At 68.5% G+C, this 17,437-nt stretch carries 18 protein-coding genes; 12 read left to right on the top strand and 6 right to left on the bottom strand.

From position 1 onward, the window contains the following. Nucleotides 1–19: 19 nt before the first annotated feature. Nucleotides 20–1,837: a glycoside hydrolase family 15 protein gene (locus ACWDKQ_RS24185; RefSeq protein WP_450141035.1), complete on the bottom strand. Its 1,818-nt coding sequence runs from the start codon at nt 1,835–1,837 to the stop codon at nt 20–22. 154 nt (nt 1,838–1,991) lie between these two features. Further along, nucleotides 1,992–2,813, bottom strand: coding sequence for a bifunctional allantoicase/(S)-ureidoglycine aminohydrolase (locus ACWDKQ_RS24180; protein WP_450141034.1), 822 nt, complete (start codon nt 2,811–2,813; stop codon nt 1,992–1,994). A gap of 623 nt (nt 2,814–3,436) precedes the next feature. On the opposite strand from ACWDKQ_RS24180, the gene ACWDKQ_RS24175 reads away from it, so the two are divergent. The 3 genes from ACWDKQ_RS24175 to ACWDKQ_RS24165 all read left to right on the top strand — a co-directional run bounded on the left by ACWDKQ_RS24175 (nt 3,437) and on the right by ACWDKQ_RS24165 (nt 5,690). Further along, nucleotides 3,437–3,559, top strand: a complete 123-nt coding sequence (locus ACWDKQ_RS24175; RefSeq protein ID WP_450141033.1) for a hypothetical protein — start codon at nt 3,437–3,439, stop codon at nt 3,557–3,559. 136 nt (nt 3,560–3,695) lie between these two features. After that, entirely contained in the window at nt 3,696–4,619 is a 924-nt protein-coding gene (locus ACWDKQ_RS24170) for an NADP-dependent oxidoreductase (protein WP_450141032.1), read from the top strand. Between the two features lie 153 nt (nt 4,620–4,772). After that, a complete protein-coding gene (locus tag ACWDKQ_RS24165) occupies nt 4,773–5,690 on the top strand; it encodes an LLM class flavin-dependent oxidoreductase (RefSeq protein ID WP_450141031.1) in 918 nt (305 codons plus the stop codon). A 69-nt stretch (nt 5,691–5,759) separates the two neighbouring features. Here ACWDKQ_RS24165 and ACWDKQ_RS24160 read toward each other — a convergent pair whose 3' ends face one another. Beyond that, nucleotides 5,760–6,506: a DUF427 domain-containing protein gene (locus tag ACWDKQ_RS24160; RefSeq protein ID WP_450141030.1), complete on the bottom strand. Its 747-nt coding sequence runs from the start codon at nt 6,504–6,506 to the stop codon at nt 5,760–5,762. Between the two features lie 314 nt (nt 6,507–6,820). On the opposite strand from ACWDKQ_RS24160, the gene ACWDKQ_RS24155 reads away from it, so the two are divergent. Next, the gene (locus ACWDKQ_RS24155) at nt 6,821–7,828 is read left to right on the top strand and encodes a DivIVA domain-containing protein (protein WP_450141029.1); all 1,008 of its coding nucleotides are present in this window, start codon (nt 6,821–6,823) and stop codon (nt 7,826–7,828) included. A gap of 17 nt (nt 7,829–7,845) precedes the next feature. Here the strand turns inward: ACWDKQ_RS24155 and ACWDKQ_RS24150 are convergent, their stop codons facing one another. Continuing rightward, on the bottom strand, nt 7,846–8,040 hold the full coding sequence (locus ACWDKQ_RS24150; RefSeq protein WP_450141028.1) for a hypothetical protein: 195 nt from the start codon (nt 8,038–8,040) through the stop codon (nt 7,846–7,848). Between the two features lie 71 nt (nt 8,041–8,111). On the opposite strand from ACWDKQ_RS24150, the gene ACWDKQ_RS24145 reads away from it, so the two are divergent. From ACWDKQ_RS24145 to ACWDKQ_RS24115, 7 genes are all read left to right on the top strand, one after another. Further along, nucleotides 8,112–8,600 carry an SAM-dependent methyltransferase gene (locus tag ACWDKQ_RS24145; protein ID WP_450141027.1) on the top strand — a complete coding sequence of 163 codons (489 nt, stop codon included), beginning with the start codon at nt 8,112–8,114 and terminating at the stop codon, nt 8,598–8,600. A 7-nt stretch (nt 8,601–8,607) separates the two neighbouring features. Then, nucleotides 8,608–11,025, top strand: a complete 2,418-nt coding sequence (hrpB, locus tag ACWDKQ_RS24140; RefSeq protein ID WP_450141026.1) for an ATP-dependent helicase HrpB — start codon at nt 8,608–8,610, stop codon at nt 11,023–11,025. 94 nt (nt 11,026–11,119) lie between these two features. Continuing rightward, nucleotides 11,120–11,680: a ferritin gene (locus ACWDKQ_RS24135; protein ID WP_450141025.1), complete on the top strand. Its 561-nt coding sequence runs from the start codon at nt 11,120–11,122 to the stop codon at nt 11,678–11,680. A gap of 205 nt (nt 11,681–11,885) precedes the next feature. After that, nucleotides 11,886–12,347 carry an STAS domain-containing protein gene (locus ACWDKQ_RS24130; protein ID WP_450141024.1) on the top strand — a complete coding sequence of 154 codons (462 nt, stop codon included), beginning with the start codon at nt 11,886–11,888 and terminating at the stop codon, nt 12,345–12,347. A gap of 296 nt (nt 12,348–12,643) precedes the next feature. Continuing rightward, on the top strand, nt 12,644–12,928 hold the full coding sequence (locus tag ACWDKQ_RS24125) for a DUF1540 domain-containing protein (protein ID WP_450141023.1): 285 nt from the start codon (nt 12,644–12,646) through the stop codon (nt 12,926–12,928). A 96-nt stretch (nt 12,929–13,024) separates the two neighbouring features. After that, nucleotides 13,025–14,446 (top strand): selenium-binding protein SBP56-related protein, encoded by a 1,422-nt coding sequence (locus tag ACWDKQ_RS24120; protein ID WP_450141022.1) that lies wholly within the window; start codon nt 13,025–13,027, stop codon nt 14,444–14,446. A gap of 52 nt (nt 14,447–14,498) precedes the next feature. Further along, nucleotides 14,499–15,107, top strand: a complete 609-nt coding sequence (locus tag ACWDKQ_RS24115) for a DsbA family oxidoreductase (protein WP_450141021.1) — start codon at nt 14,499–14,501, stop codon at nt 15,105–15,107. Here ACWDKQ_RS24115 and ACWDKQ_RS24110 read toward each other — a convergent pair. Continuing rightward, nucleotides 15,082–15,612 (bottom strand): hypothetical protein, encoded by a 531-nt coding sequence (locus ACWDKQ_RS24110; protein ID WP_450141020.1) that lies wholly within the window; start codon nt 15,610–15,612, stop codon nt 15,082–15,084. The genes ACWDKQ_RS24115 and ACWDKQ_RS24110 overlap by 26 nt on opposite strands. Nucleotides 15,613–15,618: 6 nt before the next feature. Between ACWDKQ_RS24110 and ACWDKQ_RS24105 the strand changes: the two genes are divergently transcribed. Then, entirely contained in the window at nt 15,619–15,939 is a 321-nt protein-coding gene (locus ACWDKQ_RS24105) for a hypothetical protein (RefSeq protein ID WP_450141019.1), read from the top strand. 324 nt (nt 15,940–16,263) lie between these two features. On the opposite strand, the gene ACWDKQ_RS24100 is transcribed toward ACWDKQ_RS24105, so the two are convergent. After that, nucleotides 16,264–16,812, bottom strand: a complete 549-nt coding sequence (locus ACWDKQ_RS24100; protein WP_450141018.1) for an AAA family ATPase — start codon at nt 16,810–16,812, stop codon at nt 16,264–16,266. Between the last annotated feature and the right edge of the window lie 625 nt (nt 16,813–17,437).

Genomic DNA, 17,437 nt, shown 5'->3' with positions numbered 1-17,437 from the left:
GTGGCATCGGCCGGCTGCGTCAGCCGAGGGCTCGGTCGAGGTTGAAGGCGGCGCTGATCAGGGCGAGGTGCGTGAACGCCTGGGGGAAGTTGCCCAGCTGCTCGCCGGTGTGGCCGATCTCCTCCGCGTAGAGGCCGAGGTGGTTTGCGTAGGTGAGCATCTTCTCGAAGGCCAGCCGGGCTTCTTCGAGGCGTCCGGCGCGGGTCAGTGCCTCGACGTACCAGAACGAGCAGATCGAGAACGTGCCCTCGGTGCCCGGCAGCCCGTCCGGGCTGGCCTGCGGGTCGTAGCGGTAAACCAGCGAGTCCGACACCAGGTGCTCGCCCAGCGCGTCGAGCGTGGACAGCCACTTCGGGTCCGTCGGGGAGACGAACTTGGCCAGCGGCATCATGAGCACCGCGGCGTCGAGCACGTCGTCGTCCTCGTGCTGGACGAACGCGTGCCTTTTATCCGACCAGCCGCGCTTCATGATCTGCCGGTAGATCGTGTCGCGGGCCTGCCGCCATCGCGGGATGTCGGCGGGCAGACCCCGGTGGTTGGCCAGCCGCATGGCGCGTTCGATCGCCACCCAGCACATCAGCCGCGAGTACAGGAAGTTCTTGCGTCCGCCGCGGGTTTCCCAGACGCCCTCGTCGGAGCGGTCCCAGTTGGCGCAGACCCAGTTCACCACGTCGACCACTTCGTCCCAGCGCTCGCTGGAGATCGGCGCACCCCACTTGTCGTAGAGGTAGATCGAGTCGATCAGCGCCCCGTAAATGTCCAGTTGGAACTGGTGGACGGCGGCGTTGCCGACGCGCACGGGGGCGGAGCCCAGGTAGCCGCTGAGGTGGGAGATTTCGCGTTCGGGCAGTTCGCTGCGCCCATCGATGCCGTACATGATCTGCAACGGTCCTGACGAGTCGCAGTGGCGGAGGTCGACGTGCTCGGACAGGAACCCCATGAACGCCTCGGCCTCTGCGGTGAACCCCAGCCGCAGCAGGGCGTACACGCAGAACGCGGCGTCGCGGATCCACACGTAGCGGTAGTCCCAGTTCCGCGCGCCGCCGATGCTTTCCGGCAGGCTCGTCGTCGGCGCGGCCACGATCGCGCCGGTCGGAGCGTAGGTGAGCAGCTTCAGCGTCAGCGCGGATCGGTGCACCATCTCCCGCCACCGACCGCGGTAGCGGGACGCGGACAGCCACTGCCGCCAGAACCGCACCGTGGCGTCGAACTCGCGTTCGGCTTCGCCGAGCGGGCACGTCCGCGGCATCACCTCGCCGCCGACCTGGTCGAGGGCGAACACCGCGACCTCACCCTCGTGCAGCTTGAACGCCGACCAAACGTCCGTCCCATCAAGCTCGACCGGCACGCTCGCGGTCAGCGCCAGGGATAGCGACTCCGACTCGAAGATCGCGTGGCCGCCCTCGATGCGCAGGGTGTGCGAACATGTGGCGTAGTCGAACCGAGGGGCCACCCGGGCGCGGAACGGCAGCGACCCCCGTACGCACACCACCCGGCGGATCAGCCGGTGCCGGCCGGCCTCGCGCGAGTCGTCGACGATCGGCATGAAGTCCTGGATCTCGCCGACGCCATCCTCGGCGAAGAACCGGGTGATCAGCACGTTGGTGTCCGGGAAGTAGAACTGCTTGGTCCGCGCGGGCACGTCGGCCGCGAGTTCGAACGAGCCGCCCCGGTCGGCGTCGAGGATGGCGGCGAAGACGCTCGGACCGTCGAAGCGGCCGCAGCAGTACCAGTCGATCGTGCCGTTGGTGCCCACCAGCGCCACGCTGCGCAAGTCGCCGATCAACCCGTGGTCGGCGATCGGCAGGAACCCCGAAGGTTGTTGACTCGGAGTCACGGGCGCCTCCCGCGTGGCGTTGCCCGTACGCCTGCTCGCCGGCGCCGGGTCCGACACCCTCGTTCTACTCTGCGCCCGGGCGCTGCACCAGTGCGATCGAGCGTGGCCCGGCGGAATCCGCCGGGCCACCGCTGCACCGTGCCTGCGAGGGGCGTCAGGTCAGCTTGATCTGCCGGTTCACGTCCTTGTAGAGCAGGTAACGGAACTTGCCCGGACCACCCGCGTAGCAGGCCTGCGGGCAGAAGGCTCGCAGCCACATGAAGTCACCGGCCTCGACCTCCACCCAGTCGTCGTTGAGGCGGTACACCGCCTTGCCTTCGAGGACGTAGAGGCCGTGCTCCATCACGTGCGTCTCGGCGAACGGGATCACCGCGCCGGGCTCGAACGTCACGATGTTGACGTGCATGTCGTGCGAGAGGTCGTTCGGGTCGACGAACCGAGTGGTGGCCCACGCACCGTTGGTGTCGGGCATCGACGTCGGCTCGATGTCCTGCTCCTGAACGGCGAACGCGTTCGGGTTCGGGTAGCCCGCCACCGGCTCGTAGGCCTTGCGGACCCATTGGAAGGTCGCCGCTGCGTCGGACTCGTTGGCCACCGACCAACTGCCGCCCGCCGGGAGGTACGCGTACCCGCCCGCGGTGAGGACGTGCTTCTCGCCCTCGATGACGACGTTCAGCGTGCCGGTGAGCAGGAACAGCACCGACTCGACGCCGCTCTCCGGTTCCGGCTCGGTGCTGCCACCGCCGGGCGAGACCTCGACGATGTACTGCGCGAACGTGGTGGCGAACCCGGCGATCGGTTTGGCGAGGATCCACGCGCGGGTGCCGTCCCACCCGGGCAGGTTGCTGGTGACGATGTCGCGAAGCACGCCACGAGGGATGACGGTGTACGCCTCCTTCACGACCGCCCGGTCGGTCACCAGCGTGGTCTGCGACGGCAGGCCGCCCGCGGGGGCGTAGTACGTCGGCTCGCTCAAGTTGCAACTCCTGTCTTGATCGACGTTCACACGCTGCCGTGCAGTGCTTGCCGGGTGCGCCGCGGGCGCAGCGATGTATGACGTGGACAGCGTAAGTCCCCGAAGCGGCTCGGGGACTGCCCGAGGTCTACGTATACATCACACTCGGAGGTTGCTAAACCGCGCTGAATCGGTTTGGCCCCACGGGGCCCTTCGCGCCGCGTTGCTGGACTCTGCCGCCACCACACAGCGGCGGGGTCGATGCCCTGTCTCTGCGGGAACTCGCGCGGGACATCGGCGTCAGCCGCGCCGCGCCGCGACGGGATTTCATGGACAAGCGGGCGCTGCTGAACGCGTTCGCACTGCGCGGGTTCGAGCGCCTGACCGCCGAGCTCGACGCGGCCGCGGCCGCTGAGGGCCCGTTCCGCCGCAGGCTGGCCGCGATTGGCCCGGGCTTACGTCCACTTCGCGGTGCACGATTCGGACCTGATCGAGCTGATGTTCGTCCGCAAGCACGCGCCGGATGCCTCGGACGAGCTGGTCGCGGCGTGCCACCAACTGAGAACGTTGATGCTCGCGGTCATCGCGGACGGTCAGCGCAGCGGTGACGTGCACGACGGCGGAACTGAGGGCGTCGGCCTCTCGTGTTCGCCGGCCTGCACGGCTTCGCCAGCCTGGCGGCCAGCGGCATGCCCCTGAAAACCAGCATCGACGCCGCCCTTGACGGCATCCTGGACGAGATCCAGCACGGCGTCACGCCCCGTTGACTGGGTCGGGTGCGGGGGCCACCGGCACCAACATGCTGGGCGCGGGTGCTCCTCACCAGGTCCGTTCCCTCCGGCGGGCCGCTTGCGCCGGGAGCGCTCATGCTGATGTTGTGTCCCAGCGATCCTTGGATGTCAAATGAGGGCGATGAGCTACCAGCAGTACGGTGATCCGGAGGTCCTCGAACTCGTCGAGCTGCCGATGCCGAAGGTGGCGCCGGGCGAGGTGCTGATCAGGGTGCGCAGCGCCGCGGTGAACCCGGTGGACTGGAAGGTGATGGCGGGGTACCTCGACGGCGCGATGCAGACGTTCTTCCCGGTGGTGCCGGGCTGGGACGTCGCAGGGGTGGTCGAGTCGGTAGGGCTTGATACACCGGAGTTCCTGCCCGGCGAGGAGGTCATCGCGTACGCGCGCAAGGACTTCGTCCACGACGGGACATACGCGGAGTTCATCCCGGTCCCGGCACGGTCGGTGGCGCGGAAACCGGCCGCCGCGAACTGGGACCAGGCCGCGGGGCTCCCGTTGGCGGGGCTGACCGCCTACCAACTGCTCACCCGGCTCGGCACCCAATCCGATGACATCGTGCTGATCCACGCCGCCGCAGGGGGAGTCGGGGTGCTCGGTTCGCAGATCGCGCTGGCCAAGGGCGCGCGCGTGATCGGCACCGCCTCGGAGCGCAACCACGAGTTCCTCCGGTCGCTCGGCGTCGAGCCGGTCGTCTACGGCGAGGGCCTGGTCGAGCGCGTGCGCGCGTTGGCGCCGGACGGCGTCGACGTGGTTGCCGACTTCGTCGGGGGAGCCCTGCCGGTCACGCAGGCGGTCCTGCGCAGCGGCGGGCGCCACGGCTCGATCGCCGACGCCTCCGTCGCGGACGCGGGCGGGACCTACGCCTGGGTTCGCCCCGAAGGCGACGACCTGCAGGTGCTCGCCGATCTCGTCGATGCAGGAAAGCTGTCCGTGCCAATCGCCGAGGTCTTCCCGCTGGAACGAGCGGCCGAGGCGCTGCGGCTGAACCAGACCGGCCACGTCCGGGGCAAGATCGCGCTCAACATCAGCCGCTGAGCAACCATCACTGGGCTCGTTTTGTGAAGCGGTGCAAATGGCGGAACCTCAGGGGCCTTCTCGACTCCGGGATCCCCGATGCGTGTATGACAAGAACTGAGCGCTGCGTGGTGAGGGGCTGCCGGTGGATTGGGGCGCCGATACGATCGACGCATGAGCTTCGCGATCTCGATCCCGCAGTTCTTCGCCGACGGCGAGTTCGACGCTCCCGGCTTCGCGGCGCACCTGAAGCGCGTCGAGGAACTCGGCTTCGAAAGCGCGTGGACCCAGGAGCAGGTGCTGGGCACGATGCCTCAGCTGAGCCCGATCGAGACGATGACCTTCGCGGCGGCCTGCACCGACCGGCTGCGGCTGGGCTGCGCGGTGCTGGTGACCACCCTGCACAACCCCGTGCACCTCGCGAAGAGTCTGAGCACGCTGGACCAGATGTCCCGGGGTCGCCTCGAAATCGGCGTCGGCACGGGCGGCAAGGGCCGGATGTTCGCCGCGTTCGGCGTCGATCCCGAGCGTATCGCCGGCCGGTTCACCGAAGGCCTGGAGCTGATGAAGCAGCTGTGGACCCAGCCCCGGGTGACCTTCGACGGTCGCTTCTGGCAGCTCGAAGACGCCGCGATGGAGCCCAAGCCATTCCAGAAACCGCATCCACCGATCTGGTTCGGCGGCAGCAGCCCGGCGGCGCTGCGCCGCGCGGTACGGCACGGCAACGGCTTCTTCGGTGCCGGATCGTCGCCCACCGCGCAGTTCGCCGAGCAGGTCCGCACCGTGGTGGCCGCGCTCGCCGAGCAGGAGCGGGACTCGGCCGAGTTCCCGATCGCCAAACGCGTCTACGTCGCGATCGACGAATCTCCCGAGCGAGGGCGGGAGCGGATGAACGCGGCGCTGGCAAGGCTTTACGGCAGACGTTCCGCGACCATCGAGTCCGCCGCGGTCGCCGGAACACCGGAGGACTGCGTGCGGGCGTTGCGCGAGGTAGAAGCCGCCGGCGCGCAGCGCATCCTGCTCAGCCCGATGTTCGACCACGCCGAGCAGACCGAACGCCTGGCGGCCGATGTCTTGCCGCAGCTGCGGTGATCCGCGCGCCGTATGATCTTGCCATCGCGGTGTGGAAGCGATTTTCCGGAAACCGTCCACGATGGACTGTCAGGAGAACGGGGTGCGCGGCTGCTGCTGAAGTTCGTCGTCGATGGTGATCTCCACCCGCTCGTCGTAGAAGCAGGCGAGACCGGCGATCTTCTGGCTTTCCGGGAGCGGCGTCCGGTAGGTCCAAACGATGTCGGCGTGTTCGGTGCCGTCGATCACCGCGTTCCAGTACGTCGCGGTTCCTTTGTACGGGCATTGGGTTCGCCGCTCCGATGGCCGCAGCAAGTCGGCCCGGACGTCGGTCAGCGGGAGGTAGTAGCGCGGCGGCAGCCCGGTCTCGAACAGGACGTGCGGGCGGTGCGAGTCGGCCACGACGACGCCGCCGATCCGCACTGTGACATGCCGCGAGCTGGCCAGGACGTCGACCCGCTTGTACGGGTCGCGGGCGTGGACGTACACGGGCTCGTCCTCCTCGAACCACTCGTCCATCGCGCCCCACTCGAGCCGCACCAGGCCCGGCGCCGCGGAGGAGTCCGGGAACCGGACGGCTGCGCCCTCGGCGACGGTTCCATCGATCAGCACGTCGTGCACGTCACCGTCCCCAACGCGGTCGATGTGGCGTGTTTCACCGGTCTGGCGCAGCTTCGCCTGGACGTCCTCCGCCGGTAGGTAGTAGGTCGGGTAGTAGGGGCGCTCCCAAACGAGCATCGGACCCCGGGTGTCCGCGACCAGTCGGCCGCGGAGGTAGGCCCGCACCCGTTTGGGCGATCGCTGGATCTTTGGCCGCTCACAGGTGTTGTCGGTCATCGCGCCCTCCGATGTCGTGCGGTACCCCCCATCTTGGCTCGTCGGCGCATGGCGGGCCAGCAGTCCTAACTGGATGATCCAGCGGGGTGGGACCTGGGCCATTCGGACGCGCCTGCTGGGCGCACTGTCTGAAGTCGGACGGGCACGCGGCGTAGCGCGGGCGAACGCCCAATTTCCGGGGTGGCCGGAGGGCTTGATCTCGCGCCCGGCCTTGGGCAAGCTGTTCGCGCAGAACGGGCGGGTCGGGGGCTCAGGCGTGGCACGCCGGGCAAGCGTCCGAGAAGTGGACGCGGCATGCCCTGGAGGCACGAGGAATGCTCACCCCCGACGACGTGCACAACGTTGCGTTCGCCAGGACGTGGCGGCGCAACCGCGGCTTCGACGAGGCAGAGGTCGATGAGTTCCTCGAACGCGTCGAGGCGACGCTGCGAGGGAAACGGCTGGTGACCGTGCGCGACGTGCTGACCGCCCGGTTCAGCCCAGGCAAACCTGGCCGGGCCTACAAGAAGACCCAGGTCGCCGAGTTCCTGGACCAGATCGCGCTGACCCTGATGAAGCTGGATGTGCGGGAGTCGCAGCGCCGCGGGCAGCGGGGGAGCGGCGCGGCGAGCGAGCGGAAAACTGTCCTCCGGCGCGTCGACCGGGCTGTGGCGGCGCCGCAGCCCGAACCGGTGCAGCGGGCCGCTGAGCTCATGCCACCGGGCGTCGAGGGCTTCGACGGCCACGCGACGTCGCAGTTTGCGCTGGACAAGGTTGAAGTCGACGCGTTCGTGGACCGCGTCGAAGCCACACTCCGCGGCGCCGACAACCTCACCGCGCAGGACGTGCTGGGCGTCCGGTTCAACCCTCCCGGGCCGGGCCAACCGGGTTACCAGGAGGCCAGCGTCTTCGCCTTCCTCGTCATGGTCTCCACGATCATCAAGAACATGACACCACAACAGGGGGACCTTCCGACGCAGCGCATCCCGATCGGCCGCGCCTTCCCAGGCCCGGTAGGACCGGAGATACCCCAGCTCACGTCGGAGGCGATCGGCAGCGTGGTGCTCAGCGGTTCGACGGCAGGCAAGTGCGGCTACGACGAGGCTCAGGTCGACGACTTCCTGGACCGCGTCGCCGCGACCCTGCGCGGCACCGACACGTTGACCTCGAAGGACGTGCAGGCCGTCGTCTTCCGCGAGCAGCCCGTAGGCGGCGCCGGCTACGACCAGGCGGAAGTCGAATCGCTGCTGGACCTCATCGCGGATCGCCTGGACAGCGACGCCCCGCCAGCGCCGGTGGGCGTTCGCTCCGGACGGGACCGGGGGGAACGCCCACGCGGTTGATCACGAGCCCGGCTCCATCAGCTGCGCAGTGCCTTGCGGGACCACACGTTGCCCAGGTACTGGGTCGCCTGCACCAGCGCGATGATGATCAGCACCGCGATCGCGGTGATGTCCCACTCGAAGTGCTGGTAGCCGTAGGTGATGGCGAAGTCCCCGAGCCCGCCGCCGATCCCGCCCGCGACCGCCGTCCTGTCGACGACCGCGACGAACACGAAGGTGTGGCCGAGGAACAGTCGAGCTTGGCATTGAGGGCGAAGTTGTTGTTGATGAGCAGCCTGAGGTCGTGGTTCTACGAATTGCACGGTGCCCGAGGCGATGTTGGACCTTCGATGAACTCGGACGGCACGGGGGCCGGGGTCCTGCTCCCGCGGGACAAGCCGACCTCCGCCCGCGCCTACGGCTGGATGCTGGGCAGCAAGGAGAACTTTCGAGGTGGATCGCGAGTTCATCCTCGGTACGCTGGTCGAGTGCCCCCAATTGCGTGGACATTGCCCAGAAGAACCGGCAGTTGTTCTACCACGCTGTGCGCTACCTCGTCCAGGAAGCCGGCATCGACCAGTTCATCGACCTGGGCTGCGGCTTGCCGACGGTCAACAACGGGTGTCGGCTCCTACGAGCACGATGGGGTGCTCCGAAAGCCCAGATGCCCCGGCGATTTCGCGTGAAATCGCCCTTAACGAGGTGCGGCGCCGTTGTTGAACAATGCGCTGCCCAAGGCGCGATGCTGGGGCGAGCGGGCATCGGGCGTCGGCTGGTCGGGATGGCAGGATAGGGCCGTTATGCTTGACTTCCCCGATCTTCCTGTGCGTTCCGTGCTCGACGACGTCACCCGTGCTCTTTCCGTGCACGGCGCGGCGGTGCTGGTGGCTCCGCCAGGCACCGGGAAGACGACGTTGGTCCCGTTGGCGCTTGCCGAGCAGGGCCTGCGCGTCGTGGTCGCCGAGCCGCGGCGGTTGGCGACCCGGGCCGCGGCGGAGCGAATGGCGAGCCTGCTCGGCGAAAAGGTCGGGCAGCGCGTGGGGTACTCGGTTCGGGGCGAGCGCCGTCGTGGTGCGGAAACGGTCGTCGAGGTGGTGACCTCCGGCCTGTTGGTGCGGCGGCTGCAAGCCGACCCCGAGCTGTCCGGGGTCGACGTGGTGATGCTCGATGAATGCCACGAGCGGCATCTCGACGCGGATCTCCTCCTGTCGTTGCTGCTGGATGCGCGGGACGGTCTGCGGCAGGATCTCCAGGTGCTGGCGACCTCGGCCACGGTGGCGGCCGGCCGGGCGGCGGAACTGCTCGGCGCCGCCCCGGTCCTGGAGGCGCACGCGCGTACGCACCCGGTCCGAACCGCGTACCTGGCGCCGGCGCGGGACGAGCGGATCGAGTCTTGCGTGGCGCGGGCGGTGCACACCGCGCTGGCCGAGCAGGACGGCGATGTGTTGGCGTTCCTGCCTGGGGCCGCCGAAATCCGCCGCGTTGCGAGCCAACTCGATGGGTCCGATGTGGACGTTCTGCCGCTGCATGGGCGGCTTAGCCACGCGCAGCAGGATTCGGCGCTGCGGGTGGGGAAGCGGCGCCGGGTGGTGCTGGCGACGGCAGTCGCGGAATCGAGCCTGACCGTGCCCGGGGTGCGCGCCGTCGTGGATTCGGGCCTCTCCCGGGTGTCGCGGGTGGACAACAGGCGCGGCCTGGCCGGGCTGGTCACGGTTCGGGTGTCGGCGGCGGTGGCCGAGCAGCGGGCGGGCCGCGCCGGTCGGCAGGGGCCGGGCGTGGTGTATCGGTGCTGGCCGGAGCACGAGCACAGCACGCTGCCTGCCTACCCGGAACCGGAGATCCGGATGGCGGACCTGACCCGGCTGGCCCTGGAACTGGCGTGCTGGGGAACGCCTGACGGGTCGGCGCTGACGTGGTGGGACGAACCGCCCGCCGGTGCGCTTGCGGCGGGCCGGGAGGTGCTGCGCCGGCTCGGTGCGTTGGAACCCTCCGGCACGGTGACCGATCGGGGCCGCCAGATGGCCGAACTCGGCCTGCATCCGCGGCTGGCACGGGCCTTGCTCGACGGCCGCGAACTGGCGGGTGCGGACATCGCCACCGAGGTCGTCGCCCTCCTCGACAACGATGCCCTGACCAACGAAATCGACGTGACAACCGCACTTTCCCGATTGCGGCGGGGCGCGCCGGGCAGCGATCGGTGGCGCCGCGAGGTCCGAAGGCTGCGTGCGTCGGTCCAGCCGCACCCCGGAACCTCCGATCGCGACGATGCGGCCCTGGTCGTTGCGCTTGCGCAGCCCGAGCGGCTCGCGAGGCGCCGGGGAGCGGACTCGGCGGTGTACCTGATGGCGTCCGGCACGGCGGTGGAGTTGCCTGGCAACTCCGGATTGCGCGGCTCGGAATGGCTTGCTGTGGCTGTCGCCGACCGGGCCCCTGGCAGCGCTTGCGGCACCGTCCGCATGGCCGCACCGGCAGACGAGGAGCTGGCCCGGAGCGCGGCGCCCGCCCTGGTGACCACCAGCGACGAGATCGGTTGGGCCGACGGCGATGTGCGCGCGGTCCGGATCGAGCGGCTCGGCGCGATCGTCCTGAGCCAGCGGCCGATCCGCGACCCGGAACCCGCCGAAGTCCGGGAGGCGCTGCTGGCGGGTCTGCGTGCCGAGGGGCTAGAACTGCTGTCCTGGAACGAGGATGCGCGGCGGCTGCGCCAGCGGCTCGGGTTCCTGCACGCCGCGCTCGGCGATCCCTGGCCCGTCACCGACGACGAAGCGCTTCTGTCCGCGGTGGACCACTGGTTGGAGCCGGAACTCTCGTCGGCCCGGCGGCGGGCCGATCTCCGGATTCCGGCGGGCGTCGCATTGCGACGGCTGATCCCCTGGTCGGCGGCGGGTCGCCTGGACGAGCTCGCACCGGATCGGATCGAGGTCCCGTCCGGTTCCCACATCAAGGTGGAGTACCAGGACAACCGCCCCGCACTGCCCGTGAAGCTGCAGGAGGTCTTCGGCTGGCGGGACGTGCCCCGCATCGCCGACGGCCGGGTTCCGGTCGTGCTGCACCTGCTGTCCCCGGCAGGGCGTCCGGCCGCGGTCACGGCCGACCTCGGCTCGTTCTGGCGCAACGGGTACCAGCAGGTGCGCGCGGAACTCCGCGGTCGCTACCCGAAGCACCCGTGGCCGGAAGACCCCGCCACCGCGACTCCCACCCGCCGCACTCGGAGGTGAATCCAGTGGCCCGTCGTGCCGGGCATCGCTCGATCGGCTCGAATCGTGGCGAGTGCCGGGTAGCCGATCGTGGTGCGTTCTAGCGTTGGCGCCCATGACCAGTAGCGTGAAGAAGATCGACCCCCGCACATCGCGCACCCAGAACCTCCTGGAAGCGCAGGTGGGCAAGGAGCTCGGCGCCGCGCAGCAGTACCTGGCGATCGCGGTCTGGTTCGACCAGCGGGATCTGCCCCGCATGGCGACGTATTTCTACCGGCGCTCGTCGAAGAAGCGCGACGACGCGCTGCGGATCATGCAGTACATGATGGACAGCAACATCAAGGTGGAGATACCGGACGTTCCGACGGTGCGCAACGACTTCACCCAGCCGCGGGAGCTCGTCGCGCTCGCCGTGGCGCAGGAGCGGTCGGCGACCGCCGAGGTCGCCGCGTTGACCCGGACAGTTCGCGCGGATGGCGACTACCTGGGTGAGCAGTTCATGCGCTGGTTCCTGGCCGAACAGGTCGATGCGGTCTCGCAGCTGTCGACGCTGCTCAGCGTCCTGGACCGGGCCGACGGAAACCTGTTCGACGTGGAGGACTTCCTCAAGCGCGAGGACATCGGAAGTAGCGGGAACGACGCGTCGGCTCCGCAGGTCGCGGGCGGTTCGAGGTAGCCGCATCGGCGCTCGCTGCGAGTGACGGCTCCTGTCACCCGATCGTGGGGCGAGCCGGAGGTTTGGCACCCTTCGTGTTGTGATGCGCGCGAAATGTCATCTTCCCTGGTGATCTCGGTTTCCGCCGTAGCGTGGGAGTCGGCCTGCCGCGGACTCCCGCGACGTGGCCGACCGCCCGAATCCCGAAGCACAGGGGAGGCCGCACATGTCTTTCGCCGAGTTCGGCCGGACCGCAGTTCCCGCGCCGCGTACCGAACGCAGCCCAGAAGACCTCACGCCCGCAGCCGAGAAGCTGAGCCTGCGCACCACGCGCCCGGTACCCGGTGTCGTCGTCATCGAAGCGGCCGGAATCCTGGACATGAGCAGCGCTACGCAATTCGCCGAGGCAGTCCGCGCGCACCTGACGGCCGGCACCCGAAGCGCGGTCTTGGACCTCTCCGGACTGTCATTCCTGTCCACCGACGGGGTCGTGGTGCTGATGGAAGCCGCGCACCGCGCCCTGATGCGCCAGGCGAACCTGATGTTGGTCTCCCGGAACCAGATCGTCGACCGCCTGCTGGGAATACTCGATGTCACCGAGCGTTTCACCTATGCATCCACTGTGGACGCTGCGATCAACGCCGCCGACGCGGCAACCGCCCTGCGCGAACCGGTGTCACGCCTGTGAGGCTGCGGCGTGCGCATCCGGGTCGGTCAGGGCCAGGGGGTGGTGCGGCGGGTGGTCCACGACGAGCTGCGGCATGACCGGTGGCTGGTGTTGAACGGTCTCATTTTCATCGATAGACCTATCCGGACAAATCGTGCAGTGCTGAGAGGGCGACGACGACCGCCTCATGCCCAGCGCTTCTTGCTGCGTCGGCAGCGCCGGGCCGACGGCTGACTTCGGCACCCGCCGGATGTGATGCCGGGCCGCCGCGCGCAGCCCATCATGGCGGTTGTTGCCGACGAAATCAGGTGGGAATCATGGAAATGCCTCTGGTGAACAAGTGCACCGCCGATAACTGCGCGTTCAACCACGGCCAGAACTGCCATGCCCTAGCCATCACCATCGGCGATCCGCTCCGCGCGCAGTGCGACACGTTCTGCACCGCTGCGGTCGAGGGAGGCGTGCCCGACGTGGTCGGCCACGTGGGCGCGTGCAAGATGTCCGACTGCCGGTACAACGACCACCTCGAATGCCAGGCACCCGGTATCTCCGTCGGCTACGAGCAGGACATCGTGGACTGCCTGACCTACCAACCCGCTTGAACCGCACGCGTACCGTTCTTACGATGTGGAAGGCTTCGACGTTCCGCTGTGCATTCGAGACGCTGAGTAGTGAAGCCGTTATGTCGAGGGGACGAGATGAGTTCTCCAACCGAACACGAGCTCGATCCAACTTTCTACCGCAGCCCGGGCGAAGCCATCGCCGCGCCCGCCGAACGACTGGCCTACGTCGTCGCGTTCGACCGGACCGGTGACCAGCCGGACGCGCTCACCGTCGTGGACACCGACCCGGAATCGGCGACCTACGGCAAGTTGGTCGGCTGGGCCGATCTGCCGACCCGGGGCGACGAACTGCACCACTTCGGTTGGAACGCGTGCAGCAGCGCGTTCGCCCACGCCGGCCACCACACCGACGGCCTGCAGCGCCGCTACCTGCTGCTTCCCGGACTGCGGTCGTCGAACATCCACATCTACGACACCCACCCAGATCCGAGGCAGCCGAGGCTGGTGCGGACCGTGGCGGCCGGCGAACTCGCGGCGAAGGCCGGCTACTCCCGGCCGCACACGCTGCACTGCGGTCCGGACGGGATCTACCTGTCCTGCCTCGGTGGTGCAGACGGGGCCGACGGGCCCGGCGGGATCGCGGTGCTCGATCACGACACGTTCGACGTCGTGCGCGCGTGGGAAACCGACCGGGGACCGCAGCAGCTGGCCTACGACGCCTGGTGGCATCTCAACCAGAACACCCTGATCACCAGTGAGTGGGGCACACCCTCGATGATCGACGACGGCGTCGTCCCGGAGCTGCTGCTGAACAACGAGTACGGCCACGCCCTGCACTTCTGGGACCTGGCCGAGGGGCGCCACCTCCAGCGCGTCGACCTCGGCGCGCAGCACCAGATGGTGCTGGAGCTGCGGCCGTCGCATGATCCCGGCGCCACCTGGGGCTTCGCCGGCGTGGTCATCAGCACCGAGGACCTGTCCGCGTCGGTCTGGCGCTGGCACCGCGAAGGCGGCGACTGGCAGGCGGAGAAGGTGATCAGCGTCCCCGCCGAGCCCGCCCCCGCCGACGAGCTCCCGCATGCGCTGAAGCCCTTCGGGGCGGTACCCCCGCTGGTCACCGACATCAACCTGTCCGTCGACGACCGGTTCCTCTACGTCTCTTGCTGGGGCACCGGCGAGCTGAAGCAGTACGACGTCAGCGATCCGGCGCACCCCCGCGAGACCGGGTCGGTGCGCCTCGGCGGGATCACCGGGCGCGTCCCGCACCCGGCCGTGCCGGACGAGCCGCTGGCGGGCGGGGTGCAGATGGTGGAGGTCAGCCGCGACGGTCGGCGCATCTACCTGACGAACTCGTTGTACGGATCGTGGGACGACCAGTTCTACCCCGACGGCGTCGGCGCGTGGTTCGCCAAGATCGACACCGATCCGGACGCCGGCGGTGGCCTGTCGGTGGACGAGCGCTTCTTCCCGCGCGGCGACGAATTCCGCGGGCGGCGGGTCCACCAGGTGCGCCTCCAGGGCGGCGACGCCTCCTCGGATTCGTACTGCCAAGCCTGACCCGTTCCTCCGGTTTTGGGGAACCAAGCAGGACAAGGATGTTGACCCGAAGATGATTACTGCATTCGCCGTCACCTGGGATTACCGCTGCCCGTTCGCCCGCAACGCGCACGAGCACCTGCTCACTGGCCAGGCAGGCGGAGCCGACTGGCAAGTCCGGTACCTGCCGTTCTCCCTGGGCCAGGCGCACGTCGAAGAAGGCCAGCCCAGCGTCTGGGAGAAGCCGGATCAGGACAGCGGAATCGTCGCCCTGCAGGCCGGGGTGGTAGTTCGGGACGAGTTCCCGGACCGGTTCCCCGCAGTGCACCGGGCCCTGTTCGAAGCTAGGCACGACGCCGGACTGCACCTGGAGGACCGCTCGGTCGTCGAACGCGTTCTCGCCGACCTTGGGGTTCCCGCCGACGCGGTGTTCGCCCGCATCGACGACGGCACCGCGCTGGAGAAGGTCCGATCCGAGCACGAGGAGTTCGTGGCCTCGCACAACGTTTGGGGCGTGCCGACCTTCATCGCCGACGACCAGGCCGTGTTCGTCCGGCTGATGAACCGCGCGCCGCAGGGCGCGGACCCGGCGGCGTCGATCAAGGCCGTCGAGCGCGTGGTGGACCTGCTGACCGGCTGGACCGACCTCAACGAGTTCAAGCACACGTCCATCCCGCGCTGAGGTCGAAGTCCGCAGTGGTGCAGGGCGGTTCCGGCGCGGGCTGCTCGGCTTGGCCATCGATGCTGATCAAGTAGTCGCCGACCGCGGCCGCGACTTCCGCACCGCAGCCGGTGGGCATGCCTTGCCACAGGGAGTTCGTGCCGGCTTCGTTGCTCAGCGGGGAGATCTCCGCGGCCAGGCCCGCGGGCCCCCGCGCGAGCACCCGGTCGTCGAGTTCGAGTCCGACCAGCATTCTCTGCAAGTCCACCGCCAGCGAAACGCCTTCACCGCGCGCGGTTCCGCGAACGGCGTCCAAGTCCGCGGCGAGCCCGTTCGTCCGGGGCATCCCTCGGCGATCTCGATCAGGTCGTCGGTGCTGCGTTCGTCCATCAACCGCCTCTGCCATCTCGTCGCGGGCGTCCTTGGGCTCGCCGCCGGATTGCTTGATGTATCCGCCCGCGAGGTCGGTGACCTCGGCCACCGCCCGCATCAGCCCCGCCGGTGTCGCGACACCGGCAACGGCCATCGCGGCATGGATGACCTGTCCTGCCTTGGTGATGAAGTCCTCGGCGAGCGACCCGACCGCGCTGTGCCGGCAGTCCAGGGCCTTGGTGACCTCGGCAACGATCTTGGCGCCCTTGGCGCTGGCCGCTGCGGTCGCGGTGAGGTCCTGGTCGAACCTCGTCGCCTTCTTCTGGAAACCATCCGTAGCCTTGCTCTCCCAGTTGCTCAGCAGCTTGTCGGCTGCCTTCTGATGCGCCTCGCGCTGTTGCTGGATGGCGTTGGCCGCCGATTCCAGGGCGGCTTGCGCGCGCTGGGCCTCGCCCGCCTTGCCTTCGATCTTTCCCGGTGAGTGAACAATTCGCTGGCGAATCTCGATGCTATCCCATCAACGTCCAATTTGGACTTCTCGGATCAAGTCAGGAGTTTCTTTAGCTCCCTGGCGGATTCCTCGTCGGTGTCCCATGTCCTTGCCTACGCGGAACATCGTCTCAGCGGGCACCGCTGCTCGTAGTAGGCCACCCGGTGCGCTGCGCCGAAGTAACTCAGAGCGCGGGGCACTGATCCTCTCCGGGACCCTAGGCTTGACAGGCGGCCTGACCTGCGCGGAGATCACCGGAGAACCACCGTCGACCGATCCGCCTGCGCCGCAGGCTGGAAAGCCGACTCAGCCCGATTACGGGAAGGCTTCACCGAGGATGCGTCCAACGGTTTCCGGGAGGGTGGAGCTTTCCCGGATGATCCGCTCGCCCGGGAAGCCGAGGAGGTCGCGCGGGCGGTACCAGTCGCGCATCTGCTCGACCGTGAATTCGTCGGCCTTCGGGCGGGTGCGGTGTCGTCGGACGGTTTCGTCCCAGGAGACGTCGAAGTAGTAGAAGTGGGTCGTCCGGAGGTGATCCCGGCGGAGTTCGTCGAGTATGCCGGTGTAGCGCTTGGAGCTGAAGATGCCGTCGAGGATTACGTTCCACCCGTGTTCCAGCGCGTAGCGAGTGGTGTTCGAGATCAGCCCGATGTTCGCCCCGCAGGGGATGTCGGGTTCCTTGAGCACGATGCGGCGCAGGTAGTCCTGTTCGACCAGTGCGACGCTGGGTCCCAGCCGTGCGCGGAGCGCCTTCGCGGTGGTGGACTTGCCGGAGCCAGACGGGCCGCGGAGCACGACCAACCGGGTATGGGAGGTGCCTATGTGCGCCATCGCCCGCAGTCTAGGCCACCGGAGACTGGCCATGGCTTGCTCCCAGGTGCTCTGGTCGAGGGTGCCGCAGGGGCGTAGTGGGGTCGGTGGGGCGTGACCGTGGGCGATGTGGCCGATGTGGCCTGGTACTGTTCGGTGGCTTGTGTTCGAACTCGGACTGGCGTGCGCTTTTGCGCATGTGCTGGGGTGGGCTTGAGCGGTGTTGACAAACACTTGGGGCGGTTCCAGAATGTGGTTACGCCGGGTTTGACCGACATGATGCGCCGACACGGCGCAACCGCGGGCTGAGAGGCGCTGCAACGGACGTTTCGTCCGCCACGCTCAGCAGGCGGCTCAAGGATCACGGTAAGGGCGCCTCCTACGGGAGGTGCCTTTTTTGATGAGTGGCTTGAGATTCCGGCCCCGGAGCGGTCCTTCGCGTGCGATGTCCGCTTGAAGCCGGGCCACTTCGAATCCGTCTGGGGGCACCGCGGTTGGCGCGCACATGCCCGAGCACACGCGTTGTCGGACGGTCCGGGTGTTCCACTTTGGATGGTCGTGCCCGAATAAATAGTTTCGCAAGGGAAAGGTTGTTATGAGCGTCGAGTTGCAGAAGGTCAACGGCCTGGAGTTCGCTGTCCGGGATCTGGGGTTGGCTGAGGCCGGGCGGCATCAGATC

This window comes from Saccharopolyspora sp. NPDC000995 (assembly GCF_053599315.1).
Note: the sequence above shows the minus strand (reverse complement) of the source record. Positions and strands in the feature narration are given on the sequence as shown.

Bases quoted from the DNA above. Each gene is read 5' to 3' on its own strand.
- ACWDKQ_RS24115 (WP_450141021.1), top strand. From the start codon at position 14,499: ATGATTACTGCATTCGCCGTCACCTGGGATTACCGCTGCCCGTTCGCC.
- ACWDKQ_RS24120 (WP_450141022.1), top strand. From the start codon at position 13,025: ATGAGTTCTCCAACCGAACACGAGCTCGATCCAACTTTCTACCGCAGC.
- ACWDKQ_RS24160 (WP_450141030.1), bottom strand. From the start codon at position 6,506: ATGACCGACAACACCTGTGAGCGGCCAAAGATCCAGCGATCGCCCAAA.
- ACWDKQ_RS24110 (WP_450141020.1), bottom strand. From the start codon at position 15,612: ATGGCCGTTGCCGGTGTCGCGACACCGGCGGGGCTGATGCGGGCGGTG.
- ACWDKQ_RS24100 (WP_450141018.1), bottom strand. From the start codon at position 16,812: ATGGCCAGTCTCCGGTGGCCTAGACTGCGGGCGATGGCGCACATAGGC.
- ACWDKQ_RS24170 (WP_450141032.1), top strand. From the start codon at position 3,696: ATGAGGGCGATGAGCTACCAGCAGTACGGTGATCCGGAGGTCCTCGAA.
- hrpB (WP_450141026.1), top strand. From the start codon at position 8,608: ATGCTTGACTTCCCCGATCTTCCTGTGCGTTCCGTGCTCGACGACGTC.
- ACWDKQ_RS24105 (WP_450141019.1), top strand. From the start codon at position 15,619: ATGGATGACCTGTCCTGCCTTGGTGATGAAGTCCTCGGCGAGCGACCC.
- ACWDKQ_RS24155 (WP_450141029.1), top strand. From the start codon at position 6,821: ATGCTCACCCCCGACGACGTGCACAACGTTGCGTTCGCCAGGACGTGG.
- ACWDKQ_RS24135 (WP_450141025.1), top strand. From the start codon at position 11,120: ATGACCAGTAGCGTGAAGAAGATCGACCCCCGCACATCGCGCACCCAG.
- ACWDKQ_RS24125 (WP_450141023.1), top strand. From the start codon at position 12,644: ATGGAAATGCCTCTGGTGAACAAGTGCACCGCCGATAACTGCGCGTTC.
- ACWDKQ_RS24130 (WP_450141024.1), top strand. From the start codon at position 11,886: ATGTCTTTCGCCGAGTTCGGCCGGACCGCAGTTCCCGCGCCGCGTACC.
- ACWDKQ_RS24165 (WP_450141031.1), top strand. From the start codon at position 4,773: ATGAGCTTCGCGATCTCGATCCCGCAGTTCTTCGCCGACGGCGAGTTC.